At 58.0% G+C, this 23,933-nt stretch carries 22 protein-coding genes; 7 read left to right on the forward strand and 15 right to left on the reverse strand.

What is annotated here, in order from left to right:
* Window positions 1-23: 23 nt before the first annotated feature.
* The 4 genes from ACA108_10105 to ACA108_10120 all read right to left on the reverse strand — a co-directional run bounded on the left by ACA108_10105 (window position 24) and on the right by ACA108_10120 (window position 4,403).
* Window positions 24-830 (reverse strand): serine protease, encoded by an 807-nt coding sequence (locus tag ACA108_10105; GenBank protein XEX97818.1) that lies wholly within the window; start codon window positions 828-830, stop codon window positions 24-26.
* A gap of 270 nt (window positions 831-1,100) precedes the next feature.
* Entirely contained in the window at window positions 1,101-1,421 is a 321-nt protein-coding gene (gene asr / locus ACA108_10110; GenBank protein ID XEX97819.1) for an acid resistance repetitive basic protein Asr, read from the reverse strand.
* A gap of 174 nt (window positions 1,422-1,595) precedes the next feature.
* Window positions 1,596-3,080 carry a carboxypeptidase M32 gene (locus ACA108_10115; protein ID XEX97820.1) on the reverse strand — a complete coding sequence of 495 codons (1,485 nt, stop codon included), beginning with the start codon at window positions 3,078-3,080 and terminating at the stop codon, window positions 1,596-1,598.
* A gap of 72 nt (window positions 3,081-3,152) precedes the next feature.
* Window positions 3,153-4,403: an MFS transporter gene (locus tag ACA108_10120; GenBank protein XEX97821.1), complete on the reverse strand. Its 1,251-nt coding sequence runs from the start codon at window positions 4,401-4,403 to the stop codon at window positions 3,153-3,155.
* Window positions 4,404-4,502: 99 nt separating this feature from the next.
* Here ACA108_10120 and ACA108_10125 point away from each other — a divergent pair, with 99 nt between their 5' ends.
* The 3 genes from ACA108_10125 to bioD all read left to right on the forward strand — a co-directional run bounded on the left by ACA108_10125 (window position 4,503) and on the right by bioD (window position 7,569).
* Window positions 4,503-5,411, forward strand: coding sequence for a LysR family transcriptional regulator (locus ACA108_10125; GenBank protein ID XEX97822.1), 909 nt, complete (start codon window positions 4,503-4,505; stop codon window positions 5,409-5,411).
* Between the two features lie 117 nt (window positions 5,412-5,528).
* Window positions 5,529-6,746 carry a sugar metabolism global transcriptional regulator Mlc gene (gene mlc, locus ACA108_10130; protein XEX97823.1) on the forward strand — a complete coding sequence of 406 codons (1,218 nt, stop codon included), beginning with the start codon at window positions 5,529-5,531 and terminating at the stop codon, window positions 6,744-6,746.
* A gap of 127 nt (window positions 6,747-6,873) precedes the next feature.
* A complete protein-coding gene (gene bioD / locus ACA108_10135; GenBank protein XEX97824.1) occupies window positions 6,874-7,569 on the forward strand; it encodes a dethiobiotin synthase in 696 nt (231 codons plus the stop codon).
* On the opposite strand, the gene clcB is transcribed toward bioD, so the two are convergent.
* The 7 genes from clcB to ACA108_10170 form a co-directional block, all read right to left on the reverse strand.
* Window positions 7,522-8,817: a voltage-gated ClC-type chloride channel ClcB gene (gene clcB / locus ACA108_10140; GenBank protein XEX97825.1), complete on the reverse strand. Its 1,296-nt coding sequence runs from the start codon at window positions 8,815-8,817 to the stop codon at window positions 7,522-7,524. The genes bioD and clcB overlap by 48 nt on opposite strands.
* A gap of 105 nt (window positions 8,818-8,922) precedes the next feature.
* Entirely contained in the window at window positions 8,923-10,089 is a 1,167-nt protein-coding gene (locus ACA108_10145; protein ID XEX97826.1) for a cupin, read from the reverse strand.
* Window positions 10,090-10,099: 10 nt separating this feature from the next.
* The gene (locus tag ACA108_10150) at window positions 10,100-10,891 is read right to left on the reverse strand and encodes an HpcH/HpaI aldolase/citrate lyase family protein (GenBank protein ID XEX97827.1); all 792 of its coding nucleotides are present in this window, start codon (window positions 10,889-10,891) and stop codon (window positions 10,100-10,102) included.
* On the reverse strand, window positions 10,888-11,607 hold the full coding sequence (locus ACA108_10155) for an alpha/beta fold hydrolase (GenBank protein ID XEX97828.1): 720 nt from the start codon (window positions 11,605-11,607) through the stop codon (window positions 10,888-10,890). Before ACA108_10155 ends, ACA108_10150 begins: the two co-directional genes overlap by 4 nt.
* Window positions 11,604-12,368: an SDR family NAD(P)-dependent oxidoreductase gene (locus ACA108_10160; GenBank protein XEX97829.1), complete on the reverse strand. Its 765-nt coding sequence runs from the start codon at window positions 12,366-12,368 to the stop codon at window positions 11,604-11,606. The genes ACA108_10155 and ACA108_10160 overlap by 4 nt, the downstream gene beginning before the upstream one ends.
* Window positions 12,368-13,699, reverse strand: a complete 1,332-nt coding sequence (gene hisD / locus ACA108_10165) for a histidinol dehydrogenase (protein XEX97830.1) — start codon at window positions 13,697-13,699, stop codon at window positions 12,368-12,370. Before hisD (ACA108_10165) ends, ACA108_10160 begins: the two co-directional genes overlap by 1 nt.
* An 83-nt stretch (window positions 13,700-13,782) precedes the next feature.
* Window positions 13,783-15,033: an MFS transporter gene (locus ACA108_10170; protein ID XEX97831.1), complete on the reverse strand. Its 1,251-nt coding sequence runs from the start codon at window positions 15,031-15,033 to the stop codon at window positions 13,783-13,785.
* A 366-nt stretch (window positions 15,034-15,399) separates the two neighbouring features.
* On the opposite strand from ACA108_10170, the gene ACA108_10175 reads away from it, so the two are divergent.
* The 4 genes from ACA108_10175 to hisD (ACA108_10190) all read left to right on the forward strand — a co-directional run bounded on the left by ACA108_10175 (window position 15,400) and on the right by hisD (ACA108_10190) (window position 20,073).
* Window positions 15,400-16,470, forward strand: a complete 1,071-nt coding sequence (locus tag ACA108_10175) for a LacI family DNA-binding transcriptional regulator (protein ID XEX97832.1) — start codon at window positions 15,400-15,402, stop codon at window positions 16,468-16,470.
* Window positions 16,467-17,438, forward strand: coding sequence for a nuclear transport factor 2 family protein (locus tag ACA108_10180; GenBank protein XEX97833.1), 972 nt, complete (start codon window positions 16,467-16,469; stop codon window positions 17,436-17,438). Before ACA108_10175 ends, ACA108_10180 begins: the two co-directional genes overlap by 4 nt.
* A gap of 184 nt (window positions 17,439-17,622) precedes the next feature.
* Window positions 17,623-18,762, forward strand: coding sequence for an ester cyclase (locus ACA108_10185; protein ID XEX97834.1), 1,140 nt, complete (start codon window positions 17,623-17,625; stop codon window positions 18,760-18,762).
* A 3-nt stretch (window positions 18,763-18,765) separates the two neighbouring features.
* The gene (hisD, locus tag ACA108_10190) at window positions 18,766-20,073 is read left to right on the forward strand and encodes a histidinol dehydrogenase (protein XEX97835.1); all 1,308 of its coding nucleotides are present in this window, start codon (window positions 18,766-18,768) and stop codon (window positions 20,071-20,073) included.
* 132 nt (window positions 20,074-20,205) lie between these two features.
* Here the strand turns inward: hisD (ACA108_10190) and osmV are convergent, their stop codons facing one another.
* Genes osmV through osmY form a run of 4 tightly spaced genes read right to left on the reverse strand, consistent with a single transcriptional unit; the run spans window position 20,206 to window position 23,646 of the window.
* The gene (gene osmV, locus ACA108_10195) at window positions 20,206-21,351 is read right to left on the reverse strand and encodes an osmoprotectant ABC transporter ATP-binding protein OsmV (GenBank protein ID XEX97836.1); all 1,146 of its coding nucleotides are present in this window, start codon (window positions 21,349-21,351) and stop codon (window positions 20,206-20,208) included.
* A complete protein-coding gene (gene osmW / locus ACA108_10200) occupies window positions 21,351-21,998 on the reverse strand; it encodes an osmoprotectant ABC transporter permease OsmW (GenBank protein ID XEX97837.1) in 648 nt (215 codons plus the stop codon). The genes osmV and osmW overlap by 1 nt, the downstream gene beginning before the upstream one ends.
* Before the next feature lie 9 nt (window positions 21,999-22,007).
* The gene (osmX, locus tag ACA108_10205; GenBank protein ID XEX97838.1) at window positions 22,008-22,910 is read right to left on the reverse strand and encodes an osmoprotectant ABC transporter substrate-binding protein OsmX; all 903 of its coding nucleotides are present in this window, start codon (window positions 22,908-22,910) and stop codon (window positions 22,008-22,010) included.
* Between the two features lie 19 nt (window positions 22,911-22,929).
* Entirely contained in the window at window positions 22,930-23,646 is a 717-nt protein-coding gene (gene osmY / locus ACA108_10210) for an osmoprotectant ABC transporter permease OsmY (GenBank protein ID XEX97839.1), read from the reverse strand.
* Between the last annotated feature and the right edge of the window lie 287 nt (window positions 23,647-23,933).

Genomic DNA, 23,933 nt, shown 5'->3' on the forward strand with positions numbered 1-23,933 from the left:
TGCGGGTTAGCAATGACAGCGAATCACTGAGTAGCTAACTGTTCCAGACGGTCGCGGAAGCCGGTGACGGAAATGGCACGGTTATCAGCGCGGTAGCGGTCTTTCGCGGCGGGTGCCGAGCTTTGCACCGCAATCAGCTGCCAGCCCTTGTCCGTTTTCAGCATCAAAGGCGAGCCGCTGTCGCCCGGCAGGGTATCGCACTGGTGGGAAAGCACCGTTTTTTGCGCCCAGCCGGTGATCAGGCAGCCGGTATGGGTATAAAGATCGTCGAGATGATCTTCCGGATAGCCGGACTGGGTGACCTGTCTGCCGCTGGCTTTCAGCGCCACCGTCAGCGCATCGCGGTCGCCTTCAAAGAGCGGCAGCGGGGTAATGCCCGAAGGCGGATTATGCAAAATAACCAGCCCAAAATCATGCGGCGCAGCCCCGGCCGGGACAATCCAGCCATCGCCATCCGCCTTCAGCCGACGGCCGAGGGTGCTTTCCACGCGGCCTTCAATATCATGAATTTCGTAACGCCATTTCCCTTTGTTCGAGATGAAACGCAGCGCCACCGCGCGGTCAGGTTTGCCGCGAGGCGGCTGCAGCAGACAGTGCCCGGCGGTCAACGCCAGATGAGGGGAAATAAGGGTGGCCGTGCAGAGATTACCGCTGGCGGTTTCTAACTGACCAATAGCATCCCAGGGGCTGTTTTCCGGATCAGAGACGTGTACGCGGTCATCGTGGCCATAAAATAGCGTTTTAACATCTGCAGCGCTGTCATCATCAGCATGGGAGAGGGCAGGAAGTAAACACAAAGCTCCCAGTAGCAACACAACTTTTCTTAGCATATCACTCTCTAATGGGGCGATTAATTATGATTATGTATAAACCCGACGAATGGGATAACTATAGACGGGTAACGCCGAAAGTGGGAGTAAAAACAGCGTGCTACGCTCTTAAATCCAAAAACTAAAGGTAATGATGCCGCAGATAATCAGCAGCGAGAGGATGATTTCAAAACCGTAGCGCCGCAGCATCATCCGGTCTCCAGAAAGAAACACCCGGCAGGCCGGGTGTTTCTATGGGGGGACGTCGTTAGCGGGATCAACCCGACAAACTTATGCTGCTGGCTGTGCAGCTGGCTTGGTTGCAGAGTGAGTCGCTTTTTTATGGTGCTTTTTAGCAGCCTGAGCTTTCTGCTCTGGTTTAGCGGCGGTAGCTTCTGTTTTCTTCACTTCTTTTTTGTGTTTCTTAGCGGCCTGAGCTTTCTGCTCGGTAGCTGCTTTTTTGTGCTTTTTATGATGGGTAGTTTTTGCTGGTGCTTTAGCCGGTGCGGCGACGGTGGCAGCAGGTGCTGGAGCGGCAGTAGTTTCAGCAGCGAAAGCGGCGGAAGACAAACCCATCAGTGCAGCAACGGTCAGCGCTAATACTTTATTCATCTCGACATCCTCGAATTTGGTTTTTGTGTAACCCCACTATGGGGCCGTTGAGATGAACTATAGGCCTGCGGCCCAGTGCCTTCAGTGAGTGATTGGTTTCGGCGTGTAACGCAATGTACAAAAGGGGGATGTGGGGGCTAAAACGCCGGGAACGGAGGCTCCCGGCGACGGGCCTTACAGATAGCGCGATTCTAAATGTTTGCGGAAATACTGCGGGTTAAGGTCTTCCCCCGTCGCATTGGTCATCAGCTGCGAGGTGGTGAAGCGGCTGCCGTGCTGCCAGATATTCTGGCGTAGCCAGTCGAACAGCGCAGTGAAATTTCCCTGCGCAATGTCGTTGTCGAGCTGCGGCAGGGCGAGGCTGGCGGCGCTGAACAGCTGCGCGGCGTACATTGCGCCCAGGGTATAAGACGGGAAATAGCCGAAGGCGCCGTCCGTCCAGTGGATGTCCTGCATACAGCCGTTGCGGTAGTTGTCTTTGGTGGACAGGCCCAGCCAGTGCTGCATCTTCTCATCCCACAGCGCCGGAATGTCGTCCACCTCAATATCGCCATTAATCAGCGCACGCTCAATTTCGTAGCGTAGAACGACGTGCGCTGGGTAGCTTACCTCATCCGCATCCACGCGAATAAACCCGCGTTCCACACGCTGGTTCACGGCGATGAAATTCTGCTTATCGAAGGCGGCCTGGTTCCCGAAGCGCGCAATAATCTTCGGCAGCAGCAGGTTAAGGAACGCTTTGCTGCGGCCCAGCTGCATCTCAAAGAACAGGCTCTGGGACTCATGGATGGCGGTTGAGCGGGCAAGCGCCACCGGCTGCCCCAGCCACTCGCGTGGAAGATTCTGCTCATAACGAGCGTGACCGGTTTCATGGATAACACCAAAAAGCGAGGTAATCAGATCGCTTTCGTCATAGCGGGTGGTGATACGGACGTCTTCCGGTACGCCGCCGCAGAACGGGTGCGCGCTGACGTCCAGACGCCCCCCGTTGAAATCGAAGCCCAGCATCTGCATGGTTTCAAGGCCCAGCTCACGCTGCGTCTGGATGGCAAAAGGGCCGATGGGGTCGAGGGCAGGACGTTGAGACTGTTTATCGACCACTTTTTGCAGCAGATCAGGCAGCCACCCTCGCAGATCGCCAAACAGCACGTCCAGCTTTTCACTGGTCATGCCCGGCTCGTAGAGATCGAGCAACGCATCGTAAGGGGTTTTCCCCTTGGCTTCAGCGCGCAGCCTTGCCTCTTCGCGGCTCACGCGGACAACCTCTTTCAGATTGGCGGCAAAACCCTGCCAGTCGTTGGCCGGGCGCTGCGTACGCCAGCCGTGTTCACAGCGGGTGCCGACCAGCGATTTCTCTTCAACCAACGAGTCCGGCAACACTACCGCTTCCTGATACTGACGCGTCATTTCACGCAGGTTAGCGCGTTCAACATCGTTAAGATCTTCCTGAGCGGCGGCCTGCAGGAAAGTAACGGTTTTCTTGTCGGTCAGGATCTGATGTTGCAGAACGCTCAGCTCTGCCAGAGCTTCACCCCGGGCGGTGCTGCCGTTTGGCGGCATATTGGTGAACATATCCCAGCCAGCGATGGCGGAAAGATGTCCAAAGCGGGACAGGCGGCGGAAGGTGCGGGTGAGATGGTTATAGTTTTGCTTTTCCATAGGGCCTCGCGAGTGTTATCGACGCTGCAAAAAATAGCAAAAAGCGTTGAAAAACACGAGGCCCGACGGTAGTTACTGTGCGCGATGGTGCAAACGGGAACCGGTTAGCAGGGCAATCACCAGCAGCGCACCGATAAAGCCCGCTACGCCGTTCCAGCCGAACTGATGCCAGAACACGCCGCCGAGTGTACCGGCGATGCTGGATCCCAGGTAATAGCTGAACAGGTAAAGAGAGGAAGCCTGGCCTTTTGCGCGTTTCGCGCGTGGCCCAATCCAGCCGCTGGCGACCGAGTGGGCAGCAAAAAAGCCTGCGGAGAACAGCAGCATACCGCCGAATATCACAACCAGCGGAGAAAAAACGGTGAGGACAAGCCCCAGCAGCATGATGCCGGTCGAGAAAATCATCACCGGGCCACGCCCAAATTTCGCCGTCATAGCGCCCGCTTTCGGTGAGCTCCATGTCCCGGTCAGATAGGCCACGGACAGCAGGCCCACCACGGCCTGGCTCAGGAACCAGGGCGCTTCCATCAGCCGGTAGCCAATATAGTTAAAGAGCGTGACGAACGCGCCCATCAGCAGGAAGCCTTCGGCAAACAACAGCGGCAGCCCGTGGTCGCGCCAGTGCAGACGGAAATTAATAAACAGCGTTTTTGGGCGCAGTGAAGAAGGGCGGAAGTGCCGTGATTCCGGAAGGATTTTCCAGAACATAAGGGCCGAAGCCAGAGCAAAACAGCCGATCGCGGCGACGGCAATGCGCCAGTTGAAGAAGTCCGTTATCACGCCGCTCAGCAGGCGTCCGCTCATGCCGCCGATAGAGTTGCCGCTGATATACAGCCCCATAGAGAAAGCCACCACGCTCGGGTGGATCTCTTCGCTGAGATAAGTCATGCCCACCGCCGCTACCCCGCTGAGCGACAGGCCAATCAGCGCCCGCATAATCAGGATGCCGTGCCAGCTGGTCATCATGGTCGACAGCAGTGTGCAGCAGGAAGCCAGCAGCAGGGCGGTGACCATCACCGGTTTGCGGCCAATCGCATCGGACAGGGGGCCGGTAAACAGCAGGCCGATGGCCAGCAGGCCGGTAGAAATGGAGAGGGAAATACTGCTGCTGGCAGGCGTAACGCCAAACTCCTGCGACAGGACGGGCAGGATCGGCTGCACGCAGTACAGCAGGGCAAAAGTGGCAAGCCCGGCTGAAAACAGCGCCAGGGTTACGCGCATAAACTGCGGCGTACCACGCTTAATATAAAGAGGGGGGCTGGCTGAAATGCGTTCGTCAACGTCCTCTGTGGGGGCAGTGCTGACGGTAGATGTACGGCTCAAAATCAATCCTTACTACGCTTTACGGTCTGTCCACTGAGAGTAGAAAAATGTAAATGTTCTGTCTAATATATTAATAATCTCAATTGATACATATCAGATATGACTATCGAATTAAGACACCTGCGCTACTTCGTGGCGGTGGCGGAAGAACTGCATTTTGGCCGGGCCGCCGCGCGCCTGCGCATCTCGCAGCCTCCGCTAAGCCAGCAGATTCAGATCCTTGAGCAGCAGATTGGTGCAAGGCTGCTGGCGCGCACCAACCGCAGCGTGAGCCTGACGGCGGCAGGGAGCCAGTATCTGAACGATGCCAGGCAGATTTTGAGCCAGGTGGAGGCGGCGGCGGTTCGCGCCTGGCGTCTGCACAGCGGCGAGACGGGGGAGCTGCGCATTGGCTTTACCTCTTCAGCGCCGTTTATTAAGGGCGTATCAGATAGCCTGTCGACCTTCCGCAGGCGCTACCCGGACGTGCATATTCAGATGCGCGAAATCAATACCCGTCAGCAAATAGCGCCGCTCAACGATGGCGAGCTTGAGCTCGGGCTGATGCGTAACACGCGCCTGCCGGACACGCTGGACTGGAAGCTGGTGCTGCGTGAGCCGCTGCTGGCAATGGTGCACCGGGACCATCCGCTTGCCGGGGCGGCCGCTATCTCATTGCAGGATCTGGCCCTTGAGCCGTTCGTCTTTTTTGACGCCCACGTCGGGACGGGGCTGTACGACGACATCATCGGTTTGTTACACCGTAACGAAATTACCCCCTACATCACCCAGGAAGTGGGCGAGGCGATGACGATTATTGGGCTGGTCTCCGCCGGGCTGGGCGTGTCGATTCTGCCAGCCTCCTTCAAACGCGTGCGCCTTAGCGACGTCGTCTGGTTGCCTATCCGCGAGCCGGAAGCGCAGTCGGAAATGTGGTTGGTCTGGCCAAAACATCGCGAGCTTAGCGCCGCTGCCGTTCGCATCAGCGCCCTGCTGACCGAGGCAAATATAGGAAATTCTGCGCCGTAATAAGCTCAAATATGTGCGGCAAATCACAACCCTACGTAAATATTTGACTCCTCTGCTTGAAGTGTTTCACCATAGCCCAAAGTTTATTTCGAAGCGCGAAAATAAAGGGAGCATGACGTGGTTGCTGATAGCCAGCCGGGGCACATCGATCAGATTAAGCAGACGAATGCGGGGGCGGTTTACCGCCTCATCGATCGGCACGGCCCTGTTTCGCGCATCGATCTCTCCCGTCTGGCGCAGCTGGCCCCCGCCAGCATTACGAAAATAGTCCGTGAAATGCTCGAAGCCCACCTGGTGCAGGAGACGGAAATTCAGGATCCCGGCAGCCGGGGCCGCCCGGCGGTGGGCTTAATGGTGGAAACAGAAGCCTGGCACTATCTGTCCGTGCGCATTAACCGCGGCGAAATCTCCCTTGGCCTGCACGATCTCAGTAGCCAGCTTATCGTTGAGGATACCGTTTCTCTGCCGCTGGATGACCCGAATCCGCTGCTTTCCCGCGTTATTAGCCAGGTCGACCAGTTTTTCATCCGCCATCAGCACAGGCTCGAACGCTTAACCGCTATCGCCATTACGCTGCCGGGCATCATCGACACGGTAAAAGGTATCGTCCATCGGATGCCGTTTTATGACGTCTGTGATATGCCGCTGGGCGAAGAGCTGGAGAAGCACACCGGCGTACCGGTGTTTATTCAGCATGATATCAGCGCGTGGACGATGGCGGAGGGGCTGTTTGGCGCTTCACGCGGCGCCCGCGATGTGATTCAGGTTGTTATCGATCATAACGTCGGGGCGGGCGTTATCACCGATGGGCGTTTGCTGCACGCGGGAAGCAGCAGCCTGGTCGAAATTGGCCATACCCAGGTCGACCCGTACGGCAAGCGCTGCTACTGCGGAAACCACGGCTGCCTCGAGACAATTGCCAGCATTGAAAGCATCCTCGAGCTTGCCCAACAGCGCATGAACCAGTCGATGGGTTCGATGTTGCACGGCCAGCCGCTCACCGTCGAATCGCTTTGTGATGCTGCCTTACAGGGCGATCTATTGGCGAAAGATATTATTCTGGGCGTGGGGATTAACGTTGGCCGCATCCTGGCCATGATGGTTAATTTATTTAATCCTCAAGTGATACTTATTGGTTCCCCCCTTAACCGCGCGGCCGACATTTTGCATCCGGCGATCACCAGCTGTATCCGTCAGCAGTCGCTACCCGCATACAGCCAGCACATGGTCGTGGAAAGCACCCAGTACAACCACCGCGGCACCATGGCCGGGGCGGCGCTGGTCAAAGACGCAATGTATAACGGTTCGTTACTGATTCGCCTGCTGCAGGGATGATCCTTTTCATTGATGCAATAAATATTGCGCTATCTCAAACCGCCCCTTTCCCGCATCTTTTAGACTTCCGGCACTGAACTATTCATTTTTCAATAAAGTTTTTTGCGTATTACCCTCGGGAGTTATCATGCTTAAGCGTTTCTTTATCACAGGTACCGATACCGCAGTCGGCAAGACGGTGGTGTCACGCGCGCTGTTGCAGGCGCTGGCAACCAGTGGCAAAAGTGTTGTCGGCTACAAGCCGGTAGCCAAAGGGAGCAAAGAGACGCCGGACGGACTGCGTAACAAAGACGCGCTGGTTTTACAGAGCGTTTCTACTCTGGAGTTGCCCTACGATGCCATTAACCCAATCGCGCTAAGCGAAGTGGAGAGCAGCGTCAGCCACAGTTGCCCAATTAACTACACTTTGCTGTCGGATGGCCTGCAAAACCTCAGCCGTATGGCGGATCATGTGGTAATTGAGGGAACAGGCGGCTGGCGCAGCCTGATGAACGATCTTCGTCCACTGTCGGAGTGGGTTGTGCAGGAACAGCTGCCGGTGCTGATGGTGGTGGGTATTCAGGAGGGCTGCATCAACCATGCGCTGCTGACCGCCCAGGCCATCGCCAACGACGGCCTGCCGCTGGTGGGCTGGGTGGCTAACCGTATTAATCCGTGCCTGGCGCACTACGCTGAAATCATCGACGTGCTGAGCAAAAAGCTGCCGGGGCCGCTGATGGGCGAACTGCCTTATCTGCCGCGTGCCGAACAGCGCGAGCTGGCGCAGTACATCGATTTATCCGTGCTCGACAGCGCTCTGACGGTAGACCGAGTGGGGGCGTAACCAGCGCGACAGCGCGGATGCCACCACGCAGGCTACCAGCAGGCCGGGGAGCAGCGAAAACTCCCCGGTCATTTCACAAACCATCAGCGTCGCCATAATCGGCGCATGCGTCGTTGCCGCCAGCAGCGTTGCCATGCCGGTTAACGCCATCAGAATAGCCACCGACTCCCCGCTTGCGGGCCACACGCCGCAGAACTGCCCGAACAACATTCCCAGCGCCGCGCCCACGAACAGGGTTGGCGTAAATACCCCTCCCGGTGCCCCCGACCCGCTGCTTGCCAGCACCGCCGCAAGCTTACAGAGCAAAATAGCTGCCACAAACAGCAGGGCCGGCGGTCGCGAAAGAAACGACTGCACCACGCTATAGCCGTTCCCCCACACCAGCGGGGTGATAAGCGAAAGCAGGCCGACAATCAGCCCGCCAAGAGCCAGCTGTAATGGCGGCGTCAGATGCAGGCGACGAAACAGCTCGCCGCTTGTTGCCATCATCCACAGGAACAGGGGACCGGCAACGCCGGCCAGTACGCCAAGTATGCCCATCAAACCATACTGGAGAGGGATTGGGGCGCTGAGAATTTTGACGGTATAAAGCAGCGTCTGCCCGCCGCTGAGAAGGTTAGTGACCAGCAGGGCGGTCACGGCCGCGATCACTACCGGCCCAAGCGAAGCGAGCATCAGGGTGCCAAAAAGAATTTCAGCGATAAACAGGCTGCCCGCCAGCGGCGCGTGATAGGCGCTGGCCATCCCGGCGGCGGCCCCGCAGGCCACCCAGAGCTTCCATTCATCGCTGCGGGTAAAGCGCTGGGCAAACACCGACGCGAAGACCGTCGCCAGTAAAACCATGGCCCCCTCCCGCCCGATGGCGCTGCCGCTGGCGACAACCAGCAGCGAGGCGGCGGATTTTACCAGGCTTGCGGGCACGTCCAGCCGCCCGTCACCGGTTTCAATCGCTTCCATGTAGTCCGTGGGCGCGCTGGGGCGTTGACGAGTTGCACGCTGCCAACCCCAGAGCAGTAAACCGGCCAGTAGCCCGCCAATCGCGGGGGTAATCAGCCTGCGCCAGGAAGGCAGGGCCGCAGCCGCCGCAACCAGGCTACCGCCGTGGTCGCCCAGAAAAAGGCCTTCAAGCAGATACATCGACTGGCGGAACAGCCAGACTACAACGGCGGAGGCTATGCCGATCCCGACGGCGAAAACCAGCCGTCTGAGCATGCCATGGATATCGGGGAAGTGATTTAAGCGTTGCATAAACAATAGCGTAGCGGGAAAAGGGGGATATTGTGCGGCAGAAACTGCTTTCCCTTAAGCTTCCGGAAAGAAAAAGGGTCCGTTACAGGACCCCTGGCTGGGTAATTATACGGGCTGTTCGATTTTCAGCCCCGCGCGACGGGCGGTGGCGGGCAAAATGCTGGCGATAGCAACGTAGCCGTCCGGATCGAGGCAGCGGTCATTTTCACGGGCACGTTCGATAATGTCTTTGTCCCAATAAAGGCGTTTGCGCTGGTCGCCTTTGGTGGTCAGGATTGCCTCCATTACGCCGTCGGTGGCGCGGTAGCGACGCCAGCTGCCGCCGGGCACGGAGATCACCGAACCTTCGGTTGCGACAATCGACACTTCCTCGCCCTGGCGGTTCCAGGTCACCTCCAGGGTGCCTTTAAACACCATCAGCACCTGCGTTTCCGGGCAGCAGTGCAGGCCAACCAGGCAACCGTCCTGAATGCGCAGCCACTCAACGGAAAAACCGTGCGGGTTAACGATAGCGGGCGCGCTGTTGCGATCCTGGGAGATGCCGAAGCCGATAACCGGAGCGATTTCACCGCCGTGGCCGGGCAGAACCGCATCCAGCAGCCCATCGCGGGACCACTGACGCTGCTCACCCGTTACCGCGCGGCGGCTCATCTCATCTACGGAATAATCCCGCAGCGCAGCGATCTGCTCCGGGGCAAGAGGCTGTAGCCGCTCGCTTTCCGCCGGTACCGGCGCGCCCGCCTCAACGTCAATCAGCATATTATCCCGGCTGAGATACAGGCCGTATTCGCTGGCCGCGTCCAGAATCGACGGGTGCCAGATTATTCCGCCAGTGTTGTCGCCGCCGAGCACGGTAAAGACCATGCCGCTGGTGTCCTGCGGGCTGACGTTGGTAAAGCCGCGGAAAATCCACGTCGGGATCGACAGAATTGCCGGAGCGCTGAACTCTGCCTCATGCTCGCCGTTCGCCCCCCAGCGGAAGCGCCAGCTCCCTTCATGAATAAGGAACACTTCGGCGGTGAAGTGCAGATGGAGGTTATTCGTCACGCCTTTGGGCATGGCGGCCGCGCCAATATTAAAGCCGTGGGCTTCAGGAATGTTCACCACCTGCGAGGCGGACTGGGTGACGCCCGGCCCGATAAACGAATAATTCTGCTTGAGGTGTGAACCCGGCAGCTTGCAGTCGATAAACGCCACGCTGCATGAAACCCGGTCTTCCGGAAGCACGAGACGGCGGCGCGCCTCTTCCTGAGTCAGTGTTACGTATTGCATGTTGTTCTCCTTAATAGCCTGAAGAGCCGCTTGCGGACGGCGTTTCGCCGCGTGCATAAGCCACGGCCTCGCGGGACGCGCGGCCAAGCTGCATGACGTCATTGGCGGGGGTAACAAAAGAAAAGCCTTCTGCCAGACGCTTTGCGGCGGCCTGGCCGGAGGTACAGAAGATACCGGCGACTTTGTTATGCGCCCGGCTGCGGGCAACGACGAGCTCCACGGCGGCCAGCATTTTCGGGTGCTGTGATTCGGCGCTGGCGCTGCCGGTGAGGGTAAGCGAGAGATCGTTGGGGCCGATAAACACGCCGTCCAGCCCGTCGGTGGCCAGAATCGCGTCAAGATTGTCCAGCCCCTGCTGGGTTTCAATCATCGCCAGCGTCAGGATCTCTTCGTTGGCATACTGCGGATAATCTTTACCGCCGTAGAGCAGGGCACGCGCGGGGCCGAATGAGCGGTTACCCAGCGGCGGATAGCGGCAGGCGGCAACAAACTGCTGCGCCTGCTCAGGCGTGGAAACCATCGGGCAGATAATGCCCCAGGCACCGGCGTCCAGCAGCCGCATGATCTGCGCGGGATCGTTGCTGTTCACCCTGGCAAGCGGCGTGGCCGGGGTAGCGGAAATGGCCTGCAGCATGGCGAGTGCGCTGGCAAAGTCGATCATGCCGTGCTGCATATCAACGGTGACGGAATCGTATCCCTGATGACCAGCGATTTCAGCGCTGTAGCCGGAAGGGATGGCCAGCCAGCCGTTAATCACCGGCTGCTGCCGGCGAAAGGCCTCTTTAAGCGAATTTTTTCTCATGCTTGTGACTCCTTGATCCAGACCCGCAGGGCCGTGGCAACCCAGTCAGGGGCTTCCAGCGGCAGAAAGTGGCCGCTATCTGAGTGGGTTAACCAGCGTGCGGTTTTAGCCGCTTCGGCGGCGAGCTGGTGATGTTGTGGGGTACAAATGGCGTCATGCGCGCCGTTGAGGATTAACGAAGGTCTGCTGAACGCTGCCAGGGGTGCACGGTGGTCGGCGCGGGAAATTGCTATTTCTGTTTGTCGGGAAAAGGTTTCGATGCCGGACTCGTCAGCCATGGTCGTGATAACCGAATGCAATCCAGCATCGTCCAGATGCCCCGGCGCGACGTACTTCTGCCACATCTTTTCGCTCACCCAACGTTCGGCACCCAGTGCCTGCGCTTCAGAAACTGCCGCCCGCCGACCGACGGCGTTAGCGGGCAAATCCGCAAGTGGATTCACCGAGAGCAGGGCCAGCCCGGCAATCCGCTCCGGGGCGTCGGCCAGCAGTTGCAGCGCGACCATAGCGCCAAGGGAAAACCCCGCCACACAGAAGCGCGGTGGCAAAGTCACGAGCAGACGGGAAGAAAGCTCCCGCGCGGAATCTGCGCCGCTGGTGACAATGCTGGTTACGTGGCTGACGCGAAGCCGTTCGATGACCGGCTGCCACAGGCGGTGGTTGCACAGCGTGCCACCCAGCAAAATCAGCGGTGTGTCGTGATTATCCAACATCATGTCGCCGTCCAGCCTCCGTCCACCATCAGCGCGGAGCCGGTGATCAGCGCCGCTGCCGGAGAGGCCAGAAACACCACCGGCCCCATGACGTCTTCGATCGTTCCGAGCCGCCCGAGCTTAATATTGTCCAGCACATAGCTGCGGAACGACGGGTCGGCCAGGTTTGTGCGGGACAGCTCGGTCGCAATAAACGTCGGACACAGCGTATTCACCCTGATCCCCGCGTCCCCCAGTTCAAGCGCCATAGTTTTGGTCAGCCCCTCCAGCGCGAACTTTGAGGCGCAGTAAACGCTGCGCGCCGGGCCGCCGACGTGCCCCATCTGGGAGGAAATATGAATAACGGATCCGGCAATACTGCTCTCTTTCATCCGGCGGGCAACCTGCTGGCTGAGAAAGAACGTCGCCCGCAGGTTGAGCGCCATTACCGCGTCGTAGTCCTCTTCACTGACCTCCAGAAAAGGCCGGTGACGCGCCAGGCCCGCGCTGTTGACCAGAACGTCGAAGGCGGGCAGCCCGGCAAGCGTCTCACGGACCTGATGCGTATCGGTGATATCCAGCGTGACGGGATGCAGCCGCAGATCTTCCTGCGCGGCTGCATTGGTCGCTTTGCGAAGCTGTGCTGCATCGCGGGCGATAATCCAGACCTCCGCCCCGGCCCGCGCCAGCGCAACGGCCGCCGCGAAACCGATACCGCGTGAGCCGCCCGTGACCAGCGCCCGACGGTTATCGAGTCGGAAATCAGGGGTGCGGGGAAGGCTCATCAGCTTGCCTTCGCCACGTCGACGGGAGGCACCGACCCCGCGTAAGGCACGTCCATGTTGCCGTAGCGGCGCACACGAATATTGGCCTGCTCGGCGTGACCGGAGAAACCCTCCAGCTGGCAGAGGCGGGAGCAGTAGCTGCCAATCTCCGTGGAGGCTTCGTCGGTAAGCACCTTCTGGAAGGTACAGGTTTTCATAAACTTGCCGACCCACAGGCCGCCGGTATAGCGCGCTGCTTTTTGCGTCGGCAGGGTGTGATTAGTGCCGATGACCTTATCGCCGTAGGCCACGTTGGTGCGCGGCCCAAGGAACAGCGCGCCATAGTTGGTCATGTTTTGCAGGAACCAGTCATCGCGGTCGGTCATAACCTGCACGTGCTCAGAAGCAATGCGGTCAGCTTCCTGAAGCATCTCTTCGTAGCTGTCGCAGACGATAATTTCGCCGTAGTCGCGCCACGCCTGGCTGGCAATTTCTGCAGTTGGGAGGCGGGTGAGAAGGCGCTCGACTTCGCGCAGCGTCTCCTGGGCAAGCTTCATGGAATTGGTCAGCAGAATAGCGGGGGTGGTGATGCCGTGTTCGGCCTGGCCCAGCAGGTCCGTGGCGCAGATTTCTCCGTCTACGGTCTCATCGGCGATGACCAGCGTTTCGGTCGGCCCGGCGAACAGGTCGATGCCCACGCGTCCGAACAGCTGGCGCTTGGCTTCCGCCACAAAGGCATTGCCCGGCCCGACCAGCATGTCTACCGGCTGCAGGGATTCTGTCCCCAGCGCCATTGCGCCAATCGCCTGAATGCCGCCCAGCGCGTAAATCTCGGTTGCGCCAGCCATCGCCTGTGCCGCCACAATCGCCGGAGCGGGCTGGCAGTGGAACGGCGGGGCGCAGCTGATGATGCGCGAACAGCCCGCTACGTTTGCGGTGATGATGGACATATGGGCCGATGCCAGAAGCGGGTACTTACCGCCGGGGACATAGCAGCCGACCGAGTTAATCGGAATGTTTTTATGGCCGAGGATCACGCCAGGACGCGTTTCCACCTCCAGATCCAACAGGCATTTTTTCTGCTCGCTGGCGAAGTTAAACACCTGCTGCTGGGCGAATTCGATATCTTTTATGTCCTGGCGGCTCAGCTGTTTAATACAGCTGTTAATTTCAGACTGCGACAGGCGATAATCCTGGCGGTCGTAATTATCAAACTTAATTGACAGCTCGCGAATAGCGGCGTTCCCGCGCTGTTCAATATCGGCGAGGATATTTTCAACGGTCATGCTCACCTGTTTATTTGCCTGCTGGCGTTCAGATAAAGATTTACTGGTTTTTAAATACTGCGCCATGATGTTCTCCATGAATATTTTGCGAGTCTGTCCCACCCGACTGAACGGGAGGAAAACTCTTTTTATGAAAGTAGGGTGGTAAATTAAATTTTGTTGCCGTAATCCTGTGCCGGAGCCAGATTATTTGTTTCCGCTATGGCGTCGGGCTTTTTATTCTGCCGCTGATTTACGCTACGAACCGCTAACGGAGTTAATACCGCCGCCAGCAGGCACAGGCCTGAAATGAATAGATAGCCGGAGGATAAATTAATATGCTGCAGCATCACCCCCATTAATACCGGCCCGGCAAACATCCCGCAGGAGTAAATGGTCTGGAACAGGCCCATGCGGGTGGACTGCTCGTCCTCGACGGTGTTGACCACGCTCAGGGACATAAAGACCGCGAACGCCATCCCGAAGGAGAAGCCGCCCACGGATTGTAGCAGGTAGATCAGGTACATATTGCTGGTGAAAGGCACGCCAAGCGTCGAGACGAGCTGAAGCATAATGCCGATGACGGCGGTGTTCGCCAGGCCTAAACGCTTATAGAACACCGAGCTGCACAGGGCGATAGCCAGCGCGTAGAAAATCAGGTGCAGGTTGCTCAGCAGGGTCAGAATGCCCGCTTTAGCCCCGAGCTGCTGGGCATATATCGGCGTCAGGGTATCGCGCGTTGCAAACGGCACCAGAATTACAATGGTCGCCAGCAGGCCGATAAACCACACGGAGGAGTCGCCCAGCTGGCGTTTAGCGCTGGTAACGCAGGCCCTGAGGGTTGGCGCGAGGGCGGCATCATGAAACTCCTTAATGTGGAAGGTCAATATCAGCGCCAGCAGCGCCGCAACGCTTGAAACGAAGTAGCCGATGCTTTTATCAAAGAAGTGGATAAGCGTCCCGCCGATACAGTTCCCCAGAAAGACGCCCAGCGGCCCGGCAAGCGCCAGCAGGGCAACGGCAGCAGGCGCGTCTTTCCGATCGAAGTAGCGAATAAACAGGATGTTATAGAGCACCCAGGTGGCCGCCGTGAAGCCGTCGGCAGCCTTGGCGAGGTAGAGCGTAACGGCGGTTGGTTCAAAGTAAGCGATGGGCCAGGTCACCAGCGGCAGCAGCAGGCTGACCTGAATAAATATCTTACGGCTCTTTACCACGTCCGAAAGAATGCCGATGGGGAAGCGAACGAGCAGGGTAGCCAGGCCGCTGGCACCCATGATCATGCCGACCACTTCGGGCTGCATGCCTTCGCTGATCAGCATCGGTGCCAGAAAGGCGTCAATGCTGTGGATACAGATGAAGAACAGGACGCTGATGGTGAAAAACAGCCTGACTTCGGATCGATTAAATAGTGCACGAAACATGGTGGTGAACCTCTAAAATTAATGGGTTATAACCAATCAAGTACGGCATAAACCGGTTCAATCCTTTGGCTGAGACTCCTGTCCCCGGTAAAAACTGACGGCGTTTTTGCACTGCATGCATACGTATTCAAAAATGAAAGTTACGAAAAGGTTTCAATTTTGTAAAGGGTAGGATTGTAAATGTGAAAAAAATAATATTGCCTGTTGCATACGCATGCAAAGATGGTGTAAGACTTAAAAACAGGCATTCTGGCGAGCGGAAAAAGGGCCACGCTGGCAATCCCCTCGCGGTCCGTTACACTGATGCAACGCCTTGTTTTCACGTAAGATGCATCGTGGCGGGAATGTTGATAAGGAACAGCGACAATGAAACGTAAGACTTTTGGACCCGTGACCTCGCAGCAGGTGGCGCAGATCGCGGGAGTGTCACAATCGGCGGTGTCCCGCACGTTCACGCCTGGGGCCAGCATTTCGCCGGCCACGCGTGAAAAAGTGCTGAAAGCGGCGCGGGAGCTGGGCTACCGGCCAAATGCTATCGCGCGGTCGCTGAATACCGCTCGTTCACGCATTGTCGGCGTGGTGATGTCCTATTTTGACAACCAGTTTTACCCGCAGGTGCTTGAGGCGCTGGCGCAGAAGCTTGATGAGCTGAACTACCACCTGCTGCTGTTCGTGGGCGACCGCGACGGCAACGTGGACAGAATTTTTGACCAGATCATGCAGTACCGGGTAGACGGCATCGTGCTGGCGTCCGTTTCGCTATCCATTGAATTGTCGGAAGAGTGCCTGGCCGCTGGGATCCCGGTGGTGCTGTTTAACCGCGACGATGAGAACGGCATAGTTTCCAGCGTCAACACGGATAACAAAGCCGCCGCATGCCAGATAGCCGAGTTTTTACTGGCCGGTGAGCACCAGCGCTTTGCCTATGTTGCGGGGATTGCCGATTCATCGGTAAACGTTGCGCGCCAGAGCGGGTTCGTCAGTACGCTGCGGTCGAAAGGCGTCGAGGATATCCGGGTGGTGCAGGGTAATTACAATGCGCAGCAAACCAGCCGCGCCGCCCGGGAGCTTTTCTCGTCACCGCAGCCGCCGGACGCCATCTTTGCGGCCAATGATCATATGGCCTTAACCGTGATGGATATCGCCCGCTACGAGTTCGGCCTGCGTATCCCCGACGATTTGTCTGTCATCGGCTACGACGACACCGGCCCGTCCGGCTGGCCATCCTACGCGCTGACCTCCGCCTCGCAGCCGGTGGACGAGATGGTCAGCGCCACGGTGGCGCTGCTGATGAAGCAGATAGAAAGTGAAAACATCGAACCCGAACAGCTGGTGGTCAAGGGGGCGCTGATTGTCCGCCACTCTGCGCGCCGCCCACGCTCAGGCGTAATCGAAAAAGACGGATTGTCTCTGTTCCAGCCGCAGGAGGTTGAATGACCAGGTTGCCGGGCTTTAGCCCTCAGTTTGATTCCATACAGCAGTTTATTCTGACGCTGACCCACGTGGTCTGGGAGCAGAAGGACATCGGCCAGCTCGCGGATTTTTACGCCACGCCGGTGGTCTTCCACACGCCTGAAAAGCAGCTGAACGATCTTTCCGGCTTTATGCGCCTGACGCTTGAGGCCATGCACAGCTTCCCGCAGCGCACGGTGCTGACAGAAGATATTCTGACCACCCACACGCCGGAGTTCGAGTATTATGCGGCACAGCGCACGCTGGCCTGCATTCAGCACCAGGGTGAAGGCTTCTTCGGTAAACCTAGCGGCAAGGCGGTTTGGGTCCGCACCTGGGCTGACCGGGTATGTGCCGATGGCGCAGTGCGGCAGGAATGGCTGCTGCAGGATCGCGCGGCGATTGTCTCGCAGATTGGCCTCAGCGCGCGCGATTTTGCGTTACAGCTGGCGACGGCCCGTCAGGAGCTGGGGCTGGAGAATACCTCCGCCGAGGAGATGGACGCGCGCTGGGCAGGTGGCCCGGAAGGCGACGATGTTGACGGCCCGCTGGCCGGGCTCGTTGAACGCTATCTCTCTATGTGGGCCGGGGGTAACAGCGGCGTGGTACCGGGGCTTTATCATCCGGCGGCTACCTTCCACGGTCCGGCGCACGTGCTGCGCACCGGCGAGCAGGATATTGGCGCGTTTCTCTCGGGCTACCGGGCTTCCTTTGCCGACAGCGAAACGCAGCTGCACCATCTTATTGTCCGCCGTGACGCCAACGAACCCGTGCGCCTCTCCCTGCGCTGGTCGCTGTTAACCTGGCACGACGGCTATGGCCGATTCGGCGCGCCGACGCGTCGGCCGATCTCTATTACCGGCATCAGCCAGCTGGAACTGCGAGACGGATTAATTATCCGTGAATATCTGGGCATTGATGAGTTAGCTATCTGGTCACAAATATTTAATTAAGTCTGCGGGGGATAGCTCCCCCCGAATAAATAAAGCCCGTGTAAATGATAATTTATTTGTCAGGGGCTGCTGTTGCCTGGATTCTGAAAACAAACTGTCACTATTTGCAGGCGAGGGGTAATTACATCCCGAATACAGTGCGCCGGGAAATTTCTCAGTGCATCCATCGAACGCAGGAGGTTATATGTCATCAACTGAAGCGACAAATAAAACGCCGGTAGTAGCTGAGAAAACCAATACTAAATCCACTCGCGATGAGCCTGTATTACAGGTTGAGCGCCGTGACTTTGTGGATTTAGTTCCAGAAAAACGTCCCCGCGTACAGTCATTAAGAGGATTTGACGACTGTTATACCGATATTGTGGATTATATCGTGCGCTGTACGCATAAAATATGGGACGAGCGCGACGTGGGTTTAATTTACTCACACTACACGCATAACTGCGTTTTATATAACGCGCTGGGCACCATGTATAACCGCGAGCAGGTCGTGCAGGATACGTTGCAGCGCCTGATTGCCTTCCCGGAGCGCCGTGGTATGGCGACCCAGGTTATCTGGAACGGTAACGACGTTGACGGTTTCTACACCTCGCACCTGGTAACCGGCACCGGTCGTCATACGCAGTTCAGCCATCTGGGCAAGCCGACGAACCGCACCTTTGTAACCCGCACCGTAGCGGACTGCATGATCCACGAGAACAAAATCTACCGCGAGTGGGTGGTCAGCGACAACATGGCGATGATGCGCCAGCTTGGCCTGGATACCGACGCGGTGGCGTATGGCATGGCGAAAGAGCAGTTTGATAAGGGCTTCCGCGTGACCGATATCGGCGAGAACCGCCGCATGGTAGGTCAGTATCCACCGGAAATGGAATGTGACGTTTCCATCGCCCATACCGACACAGAAGAGCAGTGCCTGCGCTGGCTGCATGAGATCTACAACCGCCGCATGCTGGGCAAAATCAAAGACGTGTACGCGACCAACGTCCAGTGGCACGGCCCGCTGATGAAAGAGCTGTACGGCCAGGCGGCGGTGATCCACCAGACGCTGGCGCTGATTGGCATGATCCCGGACGGCGCGTGGCTGCCGCAGCACGTCTGCTCCAACCCGTGCGAAGAGGGCGGTACCAAGGTCGCGGTACGCTGGATTATGGAAGGTCACCACCTGGGCTACGGCGAGCTGGGCAAACCAACCGGCGAACGCCTGTTCGTGATGGGCATGTCCCACTACCACATCGTCAACGGCAAAATCGTCGATGAATGGGTCGTCTACGACCACCTGGCGCTGCTGGCGCAAATCAAACTGGGTCAAATGGAGGAGTAAGAGATGGGCGCAATCAGTGAAGCAGACGTGCAGTTTCTTAAACGCCCGCAGGGGCAGGACGCGCAGGCGGACAGGACGCTGACGGACACCGTTCATAACATTATCGAACAGGTAAAGACGCGAGGGGACGCCGCGCTGCGGGACTTTTCGGCGAAGTTTGATAAAACCGTGCCGGACAGCTTTGAAGTATCGGCAGACGAGATCAAAGCGGCACTGGCGGATCTCGACCCGCAGACCCGCAGGGACAGCGAGTTTGCCATTGCCCAGGTGAAGCGGTTTGCCCAGGCGCAGCTGGCAACCATGAAGCCGCTGGAGGTGGAAACGCTGCCTGGCGTGCATCTGGGGCACCGCATTATCCCTATCGAAAAGGTCGGCTGCTACGTGCCGGGCGGGCGCTATCCCATCTTGTCCGCGCCGGTGATGTCCATAGTGCCGGCCGTGGTGGCAGGCTGTGACGAGATTATTGCCTGTCTGCCGCCGGGCGCGCATCCGGCGATGATCGCCGTTTGCCACCTGGCCGGGGCGCACCGAATCTTTAAGGTCGGTGGTGCGCAGGCGATTGCCGCCATGGCGTGGGGCACGGAGTCCGTGCCGGTGGTGGATAAAGTTGTCGGGCCGGGCAACGCCTTCGTCAACGAAGCCAAGCGCCAGGTATTTGGTAAGGTAGGAATTGACGCCCTGGCAGGCCCGAGCGAAATCTACGTGATTGCTGACGACAGCGCGAATCCGCAGATATTAGCCGCCGACCTGCTGGCGCAGGCGGAGCACGACGTTCATACACGCGTAGGCATGGCGACGACCAGCGAGCGTATCGCCAGCGAAACCCTCAGCGAAATCGAACGCCAGCTCAAAACGCTGCCAACGGCGGTAACGGCGGGGGAAGCGTGGCGACGTCAGGGCGAGATTGTGATTTGCCGCGATGAGGAGCAGCTGATTGCATGGGCGGACCATATGGCAACGGAGCATCTCCAGGTCCATACCCGCGATCCGCACGCCACGGCGAGCAAAATCCGCAACTACGGCTCACTGTTTATCGGCCAGAACGCAAGCGTGGTTTTCTCTGATAAATGCTGTGGCACCAACCACACGCTGCCAACGATGGCCGCCGCGCGCTATACCGGTGGTCTGTGGGTGGGCGCATACGTGAAGATCTGCACGCATCAGTGGATTGACGACCACGGCATCGCGGCGATTGCGGAACCGGCGATTCGCCAGAGCCGTACCGAAGGCATGCAGGCGCACCGCCGTGCGGCAGAAATTCGTTTACGTCCGGATGAAATTGAAGGGATCACGGGCGGCAAGCGGGATTAATTCAGAAGAAGTGTGTAGGCCTGAGGAGCGCGGCACCATCCAGCGAGAATTGTCGGATGACGCTGCGCTTTTCCGACCTATCAAATCGGTCGCGGGGTGGATAGGCGATAGCGCCATCCACCGTGTTTTTGCTTATGGCTGATAAATATTCAATGCCCGGCGGGTCTTGCCGGAGCTGAGGTAGTCCGCGATATAATCCTGCGAAATTTCCCCGCTGTAGCGTCCGTCCTCATCCGTAATCGGCATCCACACCATGTTGTGTTCGTACAGCTTCGACAGCACGATACGCAGATTATCTTCCGCTCGCCCGGTGATGCGGAACGGGTGCAGCATTTCCGAGCAGACCCCGGTTGCGCCTCGTGCTTCCCGGCGTTTTACAAAGCCCAGCGGCTTGCCGTCGCTGTCTACCACCGTAATTGAACGCATATCGTTATCGTCCATGGTGCCGAAAGCTTCCGGCAGCGGGGTGGATTCACGGGCGGTAATCGTCGGTTGTTGATCCGTAACGTCGCCCGCCTGTACCAATAGCAGACGCTTGAGGGTACGGTCCTGGCCGACAAACGAGCCGACAAATTCGTTGGCCGGTTTTGCCAGCAGCTCGTCCGGGCTTGCGCACTGCACGATTTTACCCTGGCGGAATACCGCGATGCGGTCGCCAAGTTTCAACGCCTCGTCAATATCGTGGCTTACCAGCATGACGGTTTTCTTCAGCTGGCGCTGCATGTCCAGGAACTCGTTCTGGATCACTTCGCGGTTGATCGGGTCGACCGCGCCGAACGGTTCATCCATCAGCAGTACCGGAGGATCCGCCGCCAGCGCACGAATAACGCCGATGCGCTGCTGCTGGCCGCCGGACATTTCGCGCGGGTAGCGATGCAGGAATTTTTTCGGATCCAACGCCACCATGCTCATTAATTCGCTGGCGCGCTCTTTGCAGCGGGCTTTGTCCCAGCCCAGCATGCGCGGCACGACCGTGATATTCTCTTCAATGGTCATGTTGGGGAACAGGCCGATCTGCTGGATCACGTAGCCGATATTGCGGCGCAGCGTTACCGTATCCAGCTCGTTGGTATTTTTACCGTTAATCAGGATATTGCCGCTGGTCGGGGCAATAAGACGGTTAATCATCTTAAGCGTGGTGGTTTTACCGCAGCCGGAAGGGCCGAGCAGTACGCACATTTCCCCTTCGGGCACGTTAAGGCTGATGTTATCAACCGCATTCATACTCTGACCGTTCTTCTGAACGAACTGTTTGGTGAGGTTTTCTAGTTTTATCATTATCGGATCCCCTTCGGTGTCAGTACCAGCTGCAGGCGATGAAGCAGCCAGTCCAGCACAATGGCTAAAACACAAATCATGACGGCTCCGGCAATCAGCATACGAATATCGCTGCCGCCGATACCATTAAGCAGTAATAAACCCAGACCGCCTGCGCCGATCACGGCGGCGATGGCCATTACACCAATGTTCATCACTACGGCGGTACGGATACCGCCAAAAATAACGGGCAGGGCCATAGGGATTTCAACCCAGCGCAGACGCTGCCAGAACGTCATGCCGATGCCTCGTCCCGCTTCACGCAGGCCCGGCGGCAGGCTGTCGAGCGCGGTGTGGGTGTTGCGCACAATCGGCAGCAGCGAATATAAGAACACTGCGGTGATGGCGGGCAGCACGCCAATGCCCTGACCGACCATCGAAAACAGCGGGATCATCAGGCCAAACAGGGCGATGGACGGAATGGTCAGCACGATGGTGGCGATGCCCAGCACCGGCGTAGCCAGCCATTTGTGACGGACGATAAGAATGCCCAGCGGCACGCCAATAATTATCGCCAGGCCCACGGCCATCAGCACCAGCCAGAGGTGCTGCAATGTCAGGCTGCCCAGGTAACCGGCGTTATCAATCATGTAATGCAACGTGTCCATGATGCCTCCTTAGAGCAAGCCTTTCTGCTGCAGGAACTCGCGGGCGACCTGCTGCGGGGTTTCATGGTCGATATCCACTTTCGCGTTCAGGGTGGAAATCACGTCATTATTAAGCTGGGAGGAGAGGGTGTTCATCGCCTCTTCCAGTCCTGGATTCGCTTCCAGGGTATCTTTGCGCACCACCGGCGTGACGGCGTAGCTCGGGAAGAAGCCTTTATCATCCTCCAGTACCTTGAGGTCGAAACCCTTCACGCGGCCGTCCGTGGTGTAGATAAGTCCGGCATCAACAAAGCCGTCGCGCACCGCGTTGTAAACCAGGCCCGGGTCCATCTGGCGGATTTGCGATCGCTCCAGCGGCATGTTGTAGGCCTGCTGCAGCGGCTTCATGCCGTCGCTGCGCCCGGAGAACTCCAGGTCCAGCCCCAGCATCCAGTTGTTATTCGGATCGGTCTGGCGAATATGTTCGATTCTGGCAACCAGCTCCGACATGGTGTTGATGTTTTCTTTCTCGGCGCGCTTACGCTGCATGGCAAAGGCGTAGGTGTTGTTCATATCCGCAGGTTTAAGCCACACCAGACCAAGCTTGCCATCCAGCCTTTTGACAGTGTCGTAAGACTCCTGCGGCGTCATGCGCTTGTTGATGTGGTTAAAGATAATCAGCGACGTCCCGGTGTACTCCCAGGTCATATCGATCTGCTTGTTGATCATCGCATTACGGGAAATTACCGTGGCGATGTTGGTTTTAGGGGTGACCTGAAACCCCTTCTTTTGCAAATACTGGGTGGTCATAGCCGAAAGAATATGCTGTTCGGTAAAGCTTTTGGTCGCCAGCACAATGGGGTCGGCGTGGGCCGCTCCGGCCAGCAAAGTCGTGGCGGCAATGGCCGTTACCAGACGTTTTAAGGGATTCATGCAACGTTCCTTATTGTTGTTATTTCGCGATGTGCGGGCTCAGTACGCGGCCCAGGCCCGCCAGGGCTATATCCAGGATCAGCGCAAACAGAGCCGTCGCCGCCGCGCCGAGGATCAGCGTCGGGAAATCATTCAGATAGATGCCGGGGAAGATAAGCTCGCCGTAGCTGCTTGCGCCAATCAGGAACGCCAGCGGGGCGGTACCCACGTTGATGGCGGTCGCAATGCGGATGCCGGAAAGAATGACCGGCCAGGCGTTTGGCAGTTCCACCTGACGCAGGCGCTGCCATTTGGTCATCCCGATGCCGTTTGCCGCTTCGATAAGCGAGGCGGGCACGCCGCACAATCCCGCATAGGTATTGCGGACAATCGGTAATAAAGAGGCCAGGAAGAGGGCGATAATCGCCGGTTTGTCGCCGATGCCCAGAATCACCATCGCCAGCGCGAGAACGGCAAGCGGCGGCAAAGTGTTGCCGACGTTGAAGATCTGCATCACGTATTCAGCCCAGCGGCGGGCGGCGGGGCGGCTGAGCATAATGCCGCTCGGAATGCCCACCAGCAGCGCAAGCGCCATAGAGCTGAAGACTAAAATCAGATGCTGCTGCCCCAGATACAGTAAATCGACTTTTCGCGCCCGGATGATATCCGGCCCGATTCCCCAGACCAGCAGCCCGAGCACGACAATCAGCGCCAGAGCACCCAAAAGGGTACGTTTTACGAAGGATGCGTTTTGCATTGCAGTGTGTCTCCCTGTTGCACGCGTTATAGCAGCCCGTGGAGCTTTGCCAGAGGCGCCTGTTGTTATGCCTTGTGTCGGCAGGGTGTTGAAAGCTATAGCAACGGCGCGGGGAGGATGCCAGCATGGGTGATGATTAAGGGGCTAATGATTTATGCGGTGAATCATTGAGGAGCCTTCTGCCGCCTCGCTTGGTTACGCTTCGTAAAGAATTGTCTTAAAAATGTTAACGGTACGTGACGTTGTAACTTTCGTCGGGGTGCCGGATGACGCTTCGCTTATCCGGC

The sequence above is a fragment of the Dryocola sp. LX212 genome (assembly GCA_041504365.1).
Lineage (GTDB): Bacteria > Pseudomonadota > Gammaproteobacteria > Enterobacterales > Enterobacteriaceae > Dryocola.

Coding starts and splice junctions, on each gene's coding strand:
- ACA108_10105 (XEX97818.1), bottom strand. CDS start 830: ATGCTAAGAAAAGTTGTGTTGCTACTGGGAGCTTTGTGTTTACTTCCT.
- asr (XEX97819.1), bottom strand. CDS start 1,421: ATGAATAAAGTATTAGCGCTGACCGTTGCTGCACTGATGGGTTTGTCT.
- ACA108_10115 (XEX97820.1), bottom strand. CDS start 3,080: ATGGAAAAGCAAAACTATAACCATCTCACCCGCACCTTCCGCCGCCTG.
- ACA108_10125 (XEX97822.1), top strand. CDS start 4,503: ATGACTATCGAATTAAGACACCTGCGCTACTTCGTGGCGGTGGCGGAA.
- bioD (XEX97824.1), top strand. CDS start 6,874: ATGCTTAAGCGTTTCTTTATCACAGGTACCGATACCGCAGTCGGCAAG.
- clcB (XEX97825.1), bottom strand. CDS start 8,817: ATGCAACGCTTAAATCACTTCCCCGATATCCATGGCATGCTCAGACGG.
- ACA108_10145 (XEX97826.1), bottom strand. CDS start 10,089: ATGCAATACGTAACACTGACTCAGGAAGAGGCGCGCCGCCGTCTCGTG.
- ACA108_10150 (XEX97827.1), bottom strand. CDS start 10,891: ATGAGAAAAAATTCGCTTAAAGAGGCCTTTCGCCGGCAGCAGCCGGTG.
- ACA108_10155 (XEX97828.1), bottom strand. CDS start 11,607: ATGATGTTGGATAATCACGACACACCGCTGATTTTGCTGGGTGGCACG.
- ACA108_10160 (XEX97829.1), bottom strand. CDS start 12,368: ATGAGCCTTCCCCGCACCCCTGATTTCCGACTCGATAACCGTCGGGCG.
- hisD (XEX97830.1), bottom strand. CDS start 13,699: ATGGCGCAGTATTTAAAAACCAGTAAATCTTTATCTGAACGCCAGCAG.
- ACA108_10170 (XEX97831.1), bottom strand. CDS start 15,033: ATGTTTCGTGCACTATTTAATCGATCCGAAGTCAGGCTGTTTTTCACC.
- ACA108_10175 (XEX97832.1), top strand. CDS start 15,400: ATGAAACGTAAGACTTTTGGACCCGTGACCTCGCAGCAGGTGGCGCAG.
- ACA108_10180 (XEX97833.1), top strand. CDS start 16,467: ATGACCAGGTTGCCGGGCTTTAGCCCTCAGTTTGATTCCATACAGCAG.
- ACA108_10185 (XEX97834.1), top strand. CDS start 17,623: ATGTCATCAACTGAAGCGACAAATAAAACGCCGGTAGTAGCTGAGAAA.
- hisD (XEX97835.1), top strand. CDS start 18,766: ATGGGCGCAATCAGTGAAGCAGACGTGCAGTTTCTTAAACGCCCGCAG.
- osmV (XEX97836.1), bottom strand. CDS start 21,351: ATGATAAAACTAGAAAACCTCACCAAACAGTTCGTTCAGAAGAACGGT.
- osmW (XEX97837.1), bottom strand. CDS start 21,998: ATGGACACGTTGCATTACATGATTGATAACGCCGGTTACCTGGGCAGC.
- osmX (XEX97838.1), bottom strand. CDS start 22,910: ATGAATCCCTTAAAACGTCTGGTAACGGCCATTGCCGCCACGACTTTG.
- osmY (XEX97839.1), bottom strand. CDS start 23,646: ATGCAAAACGCATCCTTCGTAAAACGTACCCTTTTGGGTGCTCTGGCG.